Raw genomic sequence first — 14,181 nt, 5'->3', positions numbered from 1 at the left:
AAAGAATAATAGCGAAGTGGTAGAATGGTCTAGGAGACATATAAATAGTAGTATTTCTTACCTCAAATTTACTTTCACTTAAAAGTTCAAATCCAGCAGCTAAGGGGTTTAAGTTTTTTATAAATAGAGTAGGGTAACCTCTTTCAAGGCTACCCCCTCATCAAACCGTACGTGTCCTATTAAGACATACGGCTTACCAATGTGTTTGAATTAATCAGTATGTTGCTAGTCGCTTGGCATAGTTCATTTTACGAACGCGTTCAGGAGTGTAATATTCCTCCCCGCGTTCCTTTGCTCTTTGAATTTGCTTTTGTTGTTTCTTCTTTTGCTTTTCTTTCATGTATTGAATGTAGTCATCCAATGTATGACCAAATTGCTTTCCATAATACAACTGAAACGCAGGTACTAGTCCAATCTTAGTGAAATATTCTATGTTCCACTTCGTATTCATGGCATACCCCTTGCGTTGGCTTGGGTGGTCATGAATCATGGCCACTCTCAACCTTCTTCGAACGTAAGAATCCATTGCGAGTAGTTCATTCTTAAAAACATTGAAATAACAGTTTAGTTTATGCCCATGTTCTTTGAATTCTTCTACTGCTTTCCAAATCGTTAAATAGAAATTAACTTTCCCTCGAATCACAGAGTTCACTCTCTCAAGCCACTTTTCTTTACTTAAGGTTAAAGTCTTTCTTGTTCGTTGTTTAATTTTAATGCGAAAGTCACTCCATGTTTCCTCTTTAGGTTTCGTAATGTAATACGGTTTCCCATCTTTCTTCCGTTTTCTCCAATGCTCAAAAGTAAAGCCCAGGAAGTCAAAGTCATCATTATTAAAATCAACGATTTTAGTCTTCTCCACAGAGATTTCTAACCCAAGTTCTTTTAATACTTCCTTTGTAACTTCTTCAGCCTTCTTTATTTCCTCCTTGCTCTTGGCAAAGAGTAAGAAATCGTCCGCGTAGCGGACGAACTTTATCCCATGTTGGTCAAGAGTCCAATCCAATTCATTTAAATAGATATTGGCGAGTAAAGGCGAGATCACTCCACCTTGCGGTGTTCCAGAATCTACCTGATGGTATTTACCTTCTTCCATATATCCTGCTTTTAGCCATTTCCAAATCATATCAAGGACGGTTCCATCCGCAATGTACTTGTTTAACACTTTCAATAGCTTCTTGTGGGGAATATTGTCAAAGAATCCTTTAATGTCACAATCATAAATATAGTTGTAGCCATTTTCGATATTCCACATAATCAATTGTAGTACACGCTTCGCCCCCACATTGGGACGATAGCCACAAGACCATTTATGGAAAATGTCCTTTTCAAACTTAGGTTCTAGTACATTACGTAATGCTTGTTGAACAATACGATCTTCAATGGTTGGGATACCTAGTGGGCGTTTCTTCCCATTCTTTTTTGGAATATAAACACGTCGCACTGGTGAGGGTACGTAATCTTTCGCTCTTAGTTTCATGAGTAGATTTTCAAGGTTCTCCTCTAGATTCTTCTCATAACTTTCAAGCGTTTCTTCATCTATTCCTCCTGCACCCTTATTCACTTTTACATTCTCCCAAGCTGTTTTGATCTTTCGATCAAAGAGAATTTGCCCATAGACACTATGCCATTTTAATTTCAAAGTCTGATTCATTCTTATTCGACACCTTTCAATGTGTACTTTCAGTTCGTTTATACCGAAGTATCGTTTACTGTTGACATTACACACTTTTAGTTGTGTAGAGCCACAAGGTCATTCCCCTTCCGTTCGATGATTGTTTAGTCAATCACCTACTTCCGTACTATGAGAACGTCTGACTTCTCTATCCACAAGGCTCATTTCGGATTATCCTTATAAAGCCTTGCCCTTATGGTGAGATAGAGATCTCACGGGGTTATCGTACTTTCCTTCTGTACATACCCAGCACCATCACCGAATAAGCTACGACAGATCGGCTGATTTCTCTGACCTGCCATTACAATTATTGTAGACTTCCCATTATTTGCGGATGGTCGCCAACTTATCCTGCCGCCGTGCTTCACACTTATTGCATTTGGGTCTGCACATCCGACTGCGGTTCTCTCGATTTACCGCATCTCCATCAGACAAAGCCTCACGACCATGCCATAGATTAGTCTTCACTAGTTGTATCAGCACCCTAGTGGAAGGACTTTCACCTTCGAGAAAATGAGTCTTCCAGGATTCGGGAGCAGTTGTTATCGAAATAACTTACTCCAACCTTTAACAGCTCATTCAGTGCAGATATCTGCACAAGGTACGACTGCCCGTCGCACACAAAAAAAGCGCTGATATTTACCAGCACTTGTTTTACTTAATATTCAAATGAGTTTTTATTCTCGTTGCAACGATTTCTAATAAAATCGCAAAGAATAAAATAAAGTAAGTAATGGTCCCAACCTCACGAAGGTCAAAATAAAAACCGCTGGCCATGAACATGTCAAAGCCAATTCCGCCTGCTCCTGCGGCAGCCCCCATGGCGACGGCTACACCAAAGTTGATTTCAAACCGTAAAAAAGTCCATGAAACTAAGTACGTAATAGATGAAGGAAGTACCGCTTGAAAAATGATTTGCCACCATCCGGCACCACTTCCACGTAACGCTTCAAGGACACCCTGATCGATTTCTTCAAACGATTCAGAATATGCTTTGATTAAGTAACCCACCGTGTGGAATGTCATACCTATAACGGCTGCAACACTTCCAAGTCCAGCTGCTACGGCAAAAATCAACACCCAGAGGACTGTTGGAACGGCCCGAATAAAGGCAACAATTCCCTTAATTGCATTTGAGAATATTCGAGAAGAAGATAAATTACGAGCAGCAAACAAGGCTAGGAATAAGGCAATAACCGCACCAAACAATGTTGTTAATGCCGCTAAGCCAAGTGTCACCAAAACCTGATATAATGCCTCTCCAAATGTAAAATGGCTAAAATGTGCTTCAGTAAACATCACCTTCACATTTTGAGCTGTTGCCGCAATTCCTTCTAGTAAGCTTATTTCCTTGTAATCGAAATTTAGAAAGCTATAAAAAGTTACGACCAATAGTGAAATTAGTGTAAGCCAGGTAACAAATCTGGCTTTTGTCCAAGGTCGACTAGTAATAGACTTAGCACCTATTAAAGTTGGTTTAGGTGTACTATCCACACTCATTATAAAATCACCCTTCTTACATAGTTTGAAACATATTCAATAAGTAAGATGGAAACGACAATTGCCAGAACTACTAAACTAGCTGAATTATAATCAAGGCTTTTATAATATAAGTTAAAAGAAAAGCCTATCCCCGTCCCTGTTAAAATCCCTACTAAAGTGGCACTTCGAATATTTGTTTCGATCATGAACAAAATCCAGCTAATGATTTGAGGGGTACTTGATGGAATCACAGAGTGAATTATGACTGTAAAGTATCTGGCACCTGTAGCTTGTAATCCTTCAACAGCTGCTGCTCCTACTTCATCAATTGCTTCCATAAATGCTCTTGTTAAAAAACCAAATGAAACGAAAAACAAAGCAAAATATCCTGTTAATGAGCTTTGACCAAAGGAAAACAATAAAATCATTGCCCAGGCAGCAACATCAATATTACGAAAAAGTGTAGCAATTCCTCTGGCTAACACAGCAAAAAAGCCATTAACTTTCGTTGTTTTTGAACCAGCAATGGCAAAAAAAATCGCAAAAATAGCTGCAATTGTTGCAGAAGCTATTGATATTAATATTGTTTCGATTAATTTACTTGTTATCGATGAAAGGTTTCCTAATGAATCTGCATTCGGATAAAAATTAGCAAATCCCCACTGAATTGCTTCAGGGAAGGATAGAACTCCATCAATCATATTAAATTCAGTGATGAACATTGCCCCATATGTCACCAAAAGTAACAAACCGATGACAATGGTAGATTGTAATCTTTTTTTTATAAAAAAGTTAGATTGCATTGCGACCACCTACATCCATAATAAGTTCACCAGCTTCTGATCCATAAATGGAATGAATTTGACTTGTTGTTAATGAATCAGGGGAACCATCATAGACTATCTCACCCTTTTTCACACCAATGATTCTATCTGAATACCTCATTGCCACATCTACCTGATGAAGGTTTACGATTACCGTAATCCCCATAGACGTAGATATATTTCTTAAATGGTCCATAATGATTTTGGATGAATTTGGATCAAGAGAGGCTATTGGCTCATCACATAATAGTAATTTGGGATTTTGAACAAGTGCTCGTGCAATTCCTACACGTTGTTTTTGTCCCCCACTAAGCTGATCACATCTTTTATACATTTGTTCCGATAATCCTAACGTTTGAAGAATGGAAGCAGCACCTCTTTTTTCTTCTTCCGTATAAATTCCTAACATTCCAGTTAGGGCTGATTTATGTCCAAGCCTGCCGTGTAGAACATTTTCAATTACACTTAAACGATTCACAAGATTATAATGCTGAAAAATCATTCCCATTTTTGTTCTAGCTTTCCTCATTTTCGATTTACTCAATGGTAAAAGATCCACATTATCAAAGACGATTTCTCCATCGCTTGCATCAACCATACGATTGATACAACGAAGGAGCGTTGATTTCCCGGCTCCAGAGGGACCGATTACGGAAACAAACTCTCCTTCATCAACAGAGAAGTTAACATTTGATAATGCCTTAGTATCTTGACCATATTGCTTAGATAATTGATTTAATGTAAGTAACGGCATGTATGTTAACTCCTTTCTAGTATGTTTAGAAAAACCTGGATTATCGCCAAGTCATAATAGTGAAAGCCTTAGTTTTTTCATACTATCAACTACTTTCAGATAGTATGAAAATTACTTAGAAAGCTCTCGAATTGGATCAAACCAAGCATCTTCTACTTCTACAAATCTTTCATCAGCACTTTTTGTAAATAGACCAGTTGCCTCTGAATCTTCTGGAATAAATACTTTTTCATTATTCGCCATTTCTTCTGAAATAAATGCTTCTTTAATTGCATTAAAATCTTCTTCACTTAAAGTTTCTGTATTCCCAACAAAAGGAGCATTTAATACCGGTGTAACAGAGATAAGTGCAAACTCTTCACCAACAACTGTGTTAAATGGTTCAGCCGCATCTTCTTTCACTTTATAAACAGCTCCTGCTGTATTCTCTTCCCCATCAACTACTTCAACATAGTTATTAACACATGTATCACAGAAAGCCGCAACGTCAGCTTTTTCTGACAATAGATTTACTGCAGAACCTTGGTGTGATCCACCATAAAGTACTTCACTAAAGAATTTTCCACCCTCTAGTAAATCCTCTGCTTTTAAATCTTTATACTCGTCCTTTTCCCCAAAGTGTGTCACGATTCCAGCTGATGGAACTTTAAAGCCTGATGTTGAACTGTTTGAAACAAAAGAGAATTTTGTATTTGCAATATTATCAATGGAATATTCAGATCCATCCATATATTTTTCTTCATTACCTTTTTTTACAGCTAACCAACTATAGTACATCGCATCATCTAATGTTCCAGATGCACCACTTGGAACAGCAATCGGTTGAACCTTATCATTTTTTGCGTTTGCTTCAATATATCCTTGTGCACCCATGAATGCGATATCTGCATTCCCATTAGCAATTGATTCAATTGCAATAATATAGTCAGTTGTTGTTTTATGTTCTACCTTTTTCCCAGTTGCCTCTTCAATTACCTTTGCAAATTCTTCACGCGCATCCTTTAGATCTGCCCCTGATTCATTTGGATACCAAGCAATTGTTAGTGTGTCTTTACCTTCCGATCCGCTTGCAGATGTTCCACCTGAGCTACCACATGCTGTCATAATTGAAGCAAAAGCTAATACAAGTATTAATGAAAAAACCTTTTTCATCATTATTTCTCCTCTCTCATTTCAATTTAGTTTGAAAGAATAAATTCATACTCGTTCACATGTCTAACAGTTATGTACTTGATATCTTACCTGAGACAACACCTCCTCAAAATTCCACTAAACATTTATGCATATCACTTCTCACCCTTGCCACACTATATTCAACCGGTGTTCCTCTCGGATGATTCATAATACTTGCGATTTGAACAATCGGTATGTTTTCCGGAATACTTAATAGATCAGCATCCTTTAACAATGGGAGGCTCGCTTCAAAAATAGATTTCGATCGAATTGGGCGAAATTGATAGTGTTTTTGTAACAGTCCATATAGAGAATGAAATCCTTCAAAATAATCTTCTAAATGAGGTACTTCAATTTCCGGAAAGGTTGTTGTTGTAACTGAGATTGGTCTGTCATCTACATATCTTAAAATCTCTAAGCGATAGATCATTTCATCTCTATTAATCTGCAAATTAGTCGCTTCTTCCTCAGTTGGTAAGCCTTTTTCCCATTTAACAAGCTTACTTAAATGTGTCAGACCCTGATTTTCCATATTTTCAGTAAAACGGGTTTGTGAAGACAAAACATATTGAATTGGACTATGAAGTTTATTTACATAGCATCCTTTTCCTTGAATCGGGGTAACCCAACCTAAATTCGTCATTCTTGCAATTGCTTGTCTAACAACATGACGATTCACACAAAATTTTCGACAAAGTTCATTCTCTGATGGAATCTTTTGATTTTCCTTATAGACTCCACTGCGAATGTTTTCAATAAGGAACTCGGCAATTTTCAAGTGCTGAATAGCTTCTTCGCGAACATTTGTCATCCATCTCTTCCTTTCGATTTCCTTTCCCTTATTTAATTTAACTTATCAACAAGTTACTATGGTTAACCTAATGTAAAAGTGTTTTTTAGTTTTTGTAAAAATTGTTAATATTTTTGTCGAAAATTCGAAATTTTTTTACGTTATTTACAATAAGCAACAAAAAAAGACTGTAAACAACTACTATTACAAAGCGTCGCTTACAGTCGGGGACAAATTTACATATTTAACATATTTAATTAATAATAATTTCTTCTTCTTCCTCTCGTTCTACTATTTCTTTCGCAACAAGTTTTGCCGACTTTAATTTAGACATGTCTTTTATAAAATCAGTACCATTCCAAAAGGGGGTATTCATTCCGCCCATATAAACCGCAGATACCTTTATAGATGTTGGTTTTAGTTCTTTTATTAGACTCTCCGTAAAACCTCTTATTGCAAATTTACTTGCCACATAGGCAGATTCTTTTACTTTACCACGTAAGCCTGCTGTGGATATGATGTTCATGATACTTCCTGATTGCTGCTCTAAAAAAAGTGGCAGCACCTCTTTTGTCATGAAAATGGTTCCTTTCACATTTGTATCAATCATATGATTTATACCTTCCATTGACATATCCTGCAAGTTCCCAAAGTATCCTATACCTGCGTTATTAATAAGCATATCTATGTTCTCAGTCTTTTTAAGACGCTCTATCAATTCGGTAACACTTTGTATATTACTAATATCACATGTTGCCACAGTTGAAGAACCGTTCGTATTTTCAATTAATTTCTTTACTTCAATTAATGTACCCACTGTTCTTCCAACTAAGATGATTCTATGCCCTCTTTTTGCATAAGCAAGTGCGAGTTCTTTTCCAAGACCGGTTCCTGCACCTGTAATTAATATTGTATTCACTACCTAGCCTCACTCCCATATTTTAAGGACTTGCGATCACTTAAATAAATATTCCCGCAACCGCAGCACTTAATAAGGAAGCTAACATCCCGGCAGCAACTGCCCGAATTCCGAGCTTTGCAATATCTGGGCGACGACTTGGAGCAAGTCCGCCTAACCCGCCTAAAAGAATGGCCATTGAACTTAAATTTGCAAAGCCGCAAAGAGCAAAGCTGACAACCATGACTGTTTTAGGTGTTAGTTCTTCTATTTGCGGTGCAAAGGAAGAATATGCAACAAATTCATTTAACACTAATTTTTGACCAATGAAGCTTCCAGCCATAACGGCTTCAGACCATGGTACACCGATTGCGAATGCAATTGGTGAAAATACAAATCCTAATATTCCTTCAAGAGATAAAGCCTCATATCCGAAAAGTCCACCGATTCCACCTAGTATGCCGTTGATTAAAGCAATTAAAGCAATAAACGCAATTAACATAGCTCCTACATTTAAAGCAAGACTTAATCCGTCTCCGGCACCACGTGCAGCAGCATCAATGACATTTACTGCTTCTTTATCTTTTTCCATTTTTAATGATTTTGCCGTTTCTGGTTGTTCAGTTTCCGGCATCATAAGTTTAGCTAAAACTAAGCCTGCCGGAGCCGCCATAAAACTAGCAGCTAATAAATATTCGAGGGGAACTCCTAATAGAGAGTAACCAACAAGCACAGAGCCTGCCACCGAAGCTAATCCACCTGTCATAACTGCAAACAACTCTGATTTTGTCATTTTTTCTATAAATGGACGAATAACAAGCGGCGCCTCAGTTTGTCCTACAAATATATTTGCAGCAGCAGACATTGACTCAGCTTTACTTGTACCTAACAGCTTTGATAATCCTCCGCCAATTATTTTAATAAACCACTGCATAATTCCTAAATAATAAAGGACTGAGATTAAAGAAGAAAAGAAGATAATAATACTCAAAACTTGAAACGCAAAGATAAACCCTAATGCAGAATCAGCATTAGCTAATGGTCCAAATACAAACGTAAGCCCTTCACTTGCATAATTAATAATATTTTGAACTCCCATCGTTAACCATTCTAAAGCAGTTCGTCCAGCTTGCCATTTCAATACAATAAATGCAAATAAAATCTGTATGGCTAAACCTACGGCAATCGTTCGGTAATTAATTGCCCCCTTTTTGCTCGATAATAGAAATGCTATCCCTAAAACAACAACAATCCCAAATACTCCCCATAAAAAATTCACATTTATCACCTCAAAAATTAATAGCTCTTTCTATTGTTTGCCAAAACAATTAGAAAAATTTATAAAAGTAAGGTCCACAGGGACAGGTTCCCTGTCCCTTGTCCCTAAAAAAGCAGGTTCTTTCCTCACCCTGCTTAACGACTCCTTTAGAAATTCCATATTCCTATCGTCTATGTACTGAAAAATGCTGGAAATTGCCATTGAAGTGGATTCCAAAAATCAAAGTTATTTTATTCGGTTGATTAAAAAGCAAGGATTGTATAAATAAGATATAGTATGCTAACCTTGATCATTGATCGTCATTTATAAAGTCCCTCTCATCAATAACCTTCCTATTTCTTCTGAAGGCAATGGTTTACTAAAGAAATATCCTTGACCAAAGTGACAATTGTTTTCTTGTAAGAAGGATAGTTGTTGTTCATTTTCTATACCCTCAGCAATGACCTTAAAACCCAAGTTATTTCCTAATTCAATAATTGTACGAACAATCGCTTTACCTTGAATATGATTATTTATTTCACCTACGAATGATTTATCTATTTTCAATTTATCTATAGGAAATTGTCTCAAATAATTAAGAGATGAATAACCTGTACCGAAATCATCGATAGAAAGATGAACACCTAGTTTCTTTAACTCTTTCATAATGATCGTTGCTTCTTCAACCTGTTGTGTAACACTTTCTGTTATTTCTAGTTCCAGGTAACTTGGATCAAGCTTTGTCTCATGTAAAATATCACGAACAGCTTTCAGAAATGTTTTGTCCTTAAATTGTCTTGATGAAACATTTACTGCAATTCTCTGCAAGGGAATCCCTATTTTTAACCACTGTTTATATTGATGACAAGCTGTCTCAAGCACCCAATTGCCAATTAGCGATATGAGTCCAGTTTCTTCTGCAATTGGTATAAACTCCATTGGGGATATAAATCCATATTCAGGATGTTTCCAACGAATTAAAACTTCTAATCCATCTATCCTTCTTGTATTAAGATCAACTTGTGGTTGATAGTACAGGGCAAATTCTTTACGATCAATTGCTCTTCGAATCCCATTTTCAATTTCCATTTTTCTGTTATTAATAAGATGCAGGGTATCTGTATAAAAATGATAATCATTTTTCCCCTTCTCTTTTGCATAATACATTGCCGTATCTGCGTTTTGAATTAGGGCTTCTACATTATCTCCATCATTTGGATAGAGACTTATTCCTATACTTGTAGAAATAAACATTTGCCTATCTTGAATAATAAATGGCGTGGTCAATATATGTATGAGATTTTCTGCTAACTGTTTTATCATACGATGTTCAGTGTGTTGCATAATAATAACATATTCATCTCCACCATAACGGTAAAGTGTTTCTCCTTCTTTAAGGCAACTATTAAGTCTTATGGTTACTTGCTTTAATAGAATATCTCCAACACTATGGCCAAACGTGTCGTTGATCATTTTAAATCGATCCAAATCAAGAAACATTACTGCACTCATTTGGCTTTTATCATCATTACATAAGATCAATTCATCAAGGTGTTCGTACAAGGAATTTCGGTTCGGTATACCAGTTAATGAGTCATGATATGCCAAAAATTCAACTTGTTCAGCCGCCTTCTTTCTTTCCGTCACATCCCTTACAATAACCTGTACAGCATTTTCCCCTTTATAGGTTGTGACAAATCCCAGGAGTTCACAATAAATAACTTTACCATCTAAACGAATAATTTTATACTCACTGATTTCAGATACTCCTTCTTGAATTTTTCCCATCTGCATTTTTGCATATTCTGTGTCCTCTTTTGGAATAAATTCAAGCACATCTTTACCGATAATTTGATTAACATGACCGGCACCTATTAAATCTAATCCTGCCTGATTGACATAGATTATTATTCCGTTCATATGAATAAGGGTCGTTTCCGGAGAATATTCAACAAGTTTTCGATAACGTTCTTCACTTTCCATCAGCTCTTTCTCCGCATTCTTTCTTTCTGTGATATCTCTGGAAAAAAGAATGTTGCGTTCAACTACACCACCTTTATCTAAAATAGGTACTGCTTTACATTCAACTAAAACTAAATGCCCCTCTTTGTGTTGTAAGTTTATTTCAACAGGCACTCTTACTTTCTCATTAATAAGAAGTCTATTTTTAATTTGGGCTCTATCTTCTTTCTTTAGAAAATCGAAAACAGACTTCCCTGTTAATTCCTCTTGTGTAAACCCAAAAATAAATTCATGAGAAGGAGAAGTATATTCAATGATTCCATTCCTATCCACTATGGCAATTAAATCCGATACATTTTCAACGATAAGCCTATACTTTCCTTCAACCTTTAGCGTTTCTTCAATTCCCTTTTGTATAAAATAGTAGAAAATGAACGCACTAACCAAGATAAACAAACTACCTTTTATAATTTCTATCCAATTTGACTCCAAGATAGGAAAGTTATTCAATGCATAATCAGAAATAAAAATCCATGAAATGCTTATACATATGTAGATGAACACAATTCTTGATGCAGCTCTACGTGCAACTTTCCTTTCCCCCCACATATCTCTTCATCTTTCCCTTCTAGATAGAATAAACTTAAGGTAGTCTTGTCTAGTATTTGTTAACTTACTTGAAAACATTACTAATTTTTGCGGGTTGTCCTTGGGGGCCTGTTCCTGCTACACAGCCAATAGCTGCTCAACAGATTTTTCAGAATAAATTAAACACATATCGAAAATAAAAAGAGTGACCAGAAAGTCCTGAACTACAGACTTTTTAGTCACTCAACTATTCTTCATTTTTCCAAGTGAAAATTACTTCTTTCTTCTTGTTTTAATATAGAAAATAACAAAAGCAACCGCTAATAGAGCCAAAACTACATACACGACGTCTGAGTAAATCTCCATTTTTTCAACAATTACTTCCCATGATCCCCCAACCGAAGCACCCAGGTAGACTAAGACGATATTCCAAATAAGGGTTCCAAATGTTGTCAAAACAAAAAATAAACCCAACTTCATATTAGACATCCCGGCAGGAATCGAAATGAGACTGCGAATTAACGGGACAAAACGACAAAAGAAAACTGTCCAAGGGCCATACTTATCAAACCATGCATCAGCTTTATGAACATCTTTTTTTGTCAAACGTAATATATGGCCCCATTTATCCACTATTTTATCGAGCCTTTCTACATCAAGCTGTAACCCGATAAAATAAAGCACACCAGCTCCTACAACAGAACCAATTGTCGAGGCGATGACAACTCCAACAATTGATAAATTCGTTGTGGTGGTCATGAAACCGCCAAAAGTTAAAATCACTTCTGAGGGAATTGGAGGAAAGATATTCTCTAAAGCAATTAGTAACATAATCCCTACATACCCATAATTCTCCATAACTGACATTAACCAATTTTCCATAATTTCTCCTTCATTTGTTCAATTTTTTAATATACTCGTTATTTAAACCAACCTTTGCTCTTGAACCACAAGAACATTAAAATTCCTATTACTAACATTAAGCCTAATGATATAAAGTAGCCATAATCCCATGTTAACTCTGGCATATTCTCAAAATTCATACCGTAAATTCCTGCGATAAATGTTAAAGGGGCAAAGATAGAAGTAATAATCGTGAGAACCTTCATCACATTATTTGTTTGATGCGAGTTTAACGAGAGATAGCTGTCTCGTATATCTGCCGTTATTTCTCTATTTGACATAACCATTTCTGATAATTTCAAAAGATGGTCGTAAATATCAGAAAAATACTCTCTTCTTTCTCTTATCCCAATTAAATGATGCGAATTTAGCATCCTATAAAGTAAATCCCGCATTGGATGCACGCTATGTCTTAAGTTTAACAGCATATGTCTTGTATCAAATAACTCATTCATTAAAACCGTCATTGATTTGTTTTGTGTGTTATCTTCAATTTTATCCAGTCGGTCTTCTATCTTATAAATAAGCGGAAAATAATTGTCTACAATCTTGTCTAAAATTTGATAGAACACATAGAAGCTATCCCATTTCTCCGTATTCTTTTGTTCTAATAATCTGTCCCAGACCTGTGCTACTTCTTTCGCTGACAATCGATGAACTGTCACAATAAATTTTTCACCAACAAAAAAGTCAATTTCCTCTTTATATATTTCATCATTTTGTTCTCTTACAATATGGGTGACATAAAAGCTATGATCATCATAATAATCCAGCTTTGGCCGTTGATTTCTTTGTATACAATCTTCAATCGCCAATGGATGAAAACGGAATGTGTACGCAAGATGCTTGATCTCATCATCATTAGGCTCATGAAAATCCACCCAAAACCACTTATATTTATCAAAATCTGCGTCATGTATTGAGAGATTCTTTTCTATCTGATTTTCATATGTAATCCCAACTACATTTATCATAAAAAGCACCTACTTCATACTTTTTTAAAGAACATAACCCGATCTTTCCGGCAAGCAATGCTCCTAAAGAAAATATTGTAACAAAAATCCCCCCTAATGGAAATGGTAGGTAGGAACGGTTTCTTATTCCCTGTCTAATCATAGCACAGAAACAGGGGGACAGGTACCTTGTCCCAGTTTTCTCTGGGACGAGGTACCTGTCCCCTCGTTCCTTCACCTTATTTCATGTTTCAACATAAATTGGGTTAAACATATAAATGGGAGGATGAAAAAAATGGCCTTAAATACAGAAACAGCACAATTCACTTTTGATATGAATAAAAGTCCACTTATGCAAAAAGATAAAAACAATTACATTAATATTTTAGGAGTGCAGCAATTAAACACTCTTAAAAATGTTTCATTACTTGATATCTTTCTTAGTGCAAATAATGTAGTTGAACCACATTATCACCAAAATGCAGCTGAGCTTGTTTATTGTATTTCCGGTGCAGCTGTTGTCTCCATTTTGAACCCAAATACAAAGCAGATTCAAAATTTCCCTATTACACCTGGTCAAGTAGCAAATGTCCCTAAAGCATGGTGGCATTATGAGGTAGCTACAGTAGACAATACTCACTTGCTTGCTATTTTTGATGCAAAAACACCGGAAGTTATCCTTGGCTCAGATCTTTTAACATTAACACCACCAAATATTATGGCTCACACCTACTGTATGGATGAAAACAAATGGAAGGAAGCCATCAAACCTGTTACACCATCCACGTTCATTGGTCCTACTAAAAATTGTAAAAAACCACAAAATCGCTCTAACACATCACCACAATTTAGGAATCAACATGACTGGCGCTATCTGAAGCCTCAGAATTATTCTTACTTTCCATATCCCTATTAAACATAAAT

The 14,181-nt window shown here is 36.2% G+C and carries 12 protein-coding genes; 1 reads left to right on the top strand and 11 read right to left on the bottom strand.

Annotation, left to right across the window (positions count from 1 at the left end):
• Nucleotides 1-214: 214 nt before the first annotated feature.
• The 11 genes from ltrA to corA form a co-directional block, all read right to left on the bottom strand.
• Nucleotides 215-1,651: a group II intron reverse transcriptase/maturase gene (gene ltrA, locus HWV59_RS23475; protein ID WP_175639689.1), complete on the bottom strand. Its 1,437-nt coding sequence runs from the start codon at nucleotides 1,649-1,651 to the stop codon at nucleotides 215-217.
• Nucleotides 1,652-2,326: 675 nt separating this feature from the next.
• Nucleotides 2,327-3,172 carry a PhnE/PtxC family ABC transporter permease gene (locus HWV59_RS23470; RefSeq protein WP_175640476.1) on the bottom strand — a complete coding sequence of 282 codons (846 nt, stop codon included), beginning with the start codon at nucleotides 3,170-3,172 and terminating at the stop codon, nucleotides 2,327-2,329.
• On the bottom strand, nucleotides 3,172-3,957 hold the full coding sequence (locus tag HWV59_RS23465) for an ABC transporter permease subunit (protein WP_175640475.1): 786 nt from the start codon (nucleotides 3,955-3,957) through the stop codon (nucleotides 3,172-3,174). Before HWV59_RS23465 ends, HWV59_RS23470 begins: the two co-directional genes overlap by 1 nt.
• Nucleotides 3,947-4,732: a phosphonate ABC transporter ATP-binding protein gene (gene phnC / locus HWV59_RS23460; RefSeq protein WP_175640474.1), complete on the bottom strand. Its 786-nt coding sequence runs from the start codon at nucleotides 4,730-4,732 to the stop codon at nucleotides 3,947-3,949. The genes HWV59_RS23465 and phnC overlap by 11 nt, the downstream gene beginning before the upstream one ends.
• Nucleotides 4,733-4,843: 111 nt before the next feature.
• Nucleotides 4,844-5,884 carry a PhnD/SsuA/transferrin family substrate-binding protein gene (locus tag HWV59_RS23455; protein ID WP_175640473.1) on the bottom strand — a complete coding sequence of 347 codons (1,041 nt, stop codon included), beginning with the start codon at nucleotides 5,882-5,884 and terminating at the stop codon, nucleotides 4,844-4,846.
• 106 nt (nucleotides 5,885-5,990) lie between these two features.
• Entirely contained in the window at nucleotides 5,991-6,716 is a 726-nt protein-coding gene (locus HWV59_RS23450; protein ID WP_175640472.1) for a GntR family transcriptional regulator, read from the bottom strand.
• Nucleotides 6,717-6,948: 232 nt separating this feature from the next.
• Nucleotides 6,949-7,614: an SDR family NAD(P)-dependent oxidoreductase gene (locus HWV59_RS23445; RefSeq protein WP_175640471.1), complete on the bottom strand. Its 666-nt coding sequence runs from the start codon at nucleotides 7,612-7,614 to the stop codon at nucleotides 6,949-6,951.
• A 40-nt stretch (nucleotides 7,615-7,654) separates the two neighbouring features.
• The gene (locus HWV59_RS23440) at nucleotides 7,655-8,872 is read right to left on the bottom strand and encodes a NupC/NupG family nucleoside CNT transporter (protein WP_175640470.1); all 1,218 of its coding nucleotides are present in this window, start codon (nucleotides 8,870-8,872) and stop codon (nucleotides 7,655-7,657) included.
• Nucleotides 8,873-9,175: 303 nt separating this feature from the next.
• The gene (locus HWV59_RS23435; RefSeq protein ID WP_175640469.1) at nucleotides 9,176-11,422 is read right to left on the bottom strand and encodes a sensor domain-containing protein; all 2,247 of its coding nucleotides are present in this window, start codon (nucleotides 11,420-11,422) and stop codon (nucleotides 9,176-9,178) included.
• A gap of 252 nt (nucleotides 11,423-11,674) precedes the next feature.
• Nucleotides 11,675-12,283, bottom strand: a complete 609-nt coding sequence (locus tag HWV59_RS23430) for a DedA family protein (protein ID WP_175640468.1) — start codon at nucleotides 12,281-12,283, stop codon at nucleotides 11,675-11,677.
• 38 nt (nucleotides 12,284-12,321) lie between these two features.
• A complete protein-coding gene (corA, locus tag HWV59_RS23425) occupies nucleotides 12,322-13,278 on the bottom strand; it encodes a magnesium/cobalt transporter CorA (protein WP_102228492.1) in 957 nt (318 codons plus the stop codon).
• 274 nt (nucleotides 13,279-13,552) lie between these two features.
• Here corA and HWV59_RS23420 point away from each other — a divergent pair, with 274 nt between their 5' ends.
• Nucleotides 13,553-14,173: a cupin domain-containing protein gene (locus HWV59_RS23420; RefSeq protein WP_235991883.1), complete on the top strand. Its 621-nt coding sequence runs from the start codon at nucleotides 13,553-13,555 to the stop codon at nucleotides 14,171-14,173.
• The last annotated feature ends 8 nt before the right edge of the window (nucleotides 14,174-14,181 follow it).

Source organism: Metabacillus schmidteae, from assembly GCF_903166545.1.
GTDB lineage: Bacteria > Bacillota > Bacilli > Bacillales > Bacillaceae > Metabacillus > Metabacillus schmidteae.
This window is presented reverse-complemented; position numbering and strand designations above follow the sequence as displayed.

What these genes read in the sequence shown, in the direction of transcription:
- corA (WP_102228492.1), bottom strand. Translation starts at nt 13,278, where the DNA reads ATGATAAATGTAGTTGGGATTACATATGAAAATCAGATAGAAAAGAAT.
- ltrA (WP_175639689.1), bottom strand. Translation starts at nt 1,651, where the DNA reads ATGAATCAGACTTTGAAATTAAAATGGCATAGTGTCTATGGGCAAATT.
- HWV59_RS23430 (WP_175640468.1), bottom strand. Translation starts at nt 12,283, where the DNA reads ATGGAAAATTGGTTAATGTCAGTTATGGAGAATTATGGGTATGTAGGG.
- HWV59_RS23470 (WP_175640476.1), bottom strand. Translation starts at nt 3,172, where the DNA reads ATGAGTGTGGATAGTACACCTAAACCAACTTTAATAGGTGCTAAGTCT.
- HWV59_RS23420 (WP_235991883.1), top strand. Translation starts at nt 13,553, where the DNA reads ATGGCCTTAAATACAGAAACAGCACAATTCACTTTTGATATGAATAAA.
- HWV59_RS23455 (WP_175640473.1), bottom strand. Translation starts at nt 5,884, where the DNA reads ATGAAAAAGGTTTTTTCATTAATACTTGTATTAGCTTTTGCTTCAATT.
- phnC (WP_175640474.1), bottom strand. Translation starts at nt 4,732, where the DNA reads ATGCCGTTACTTACATTAAATCAATTATCTAAGCAATATGGTCAAGAT.
- HWV59_RS23435 (WP_175640469.1), bottom strand. Translation starts at nt 11,422, where the DNA reads ATGTGGGGGGAAAGGAAAGTTGCACGTAGAGCTGCATCAAGAATTGTG.
- HWV59_RS23450 (WP_175640472.1), bottom strand. Translation starts at nt 6,716, where the DNA reads ATGACAAATGTTCGCGAAGAAGCTATTCAGCACTTGAAAATTGCCGAG.
- HWV59_RS23465 (WP_175640475.1), bottom strand. Translation starts at nt 3,957, where the DNA reads ATGCAATCTAACTTTTTTATAAAAAAAAGATTACAATCTACCATTGTC.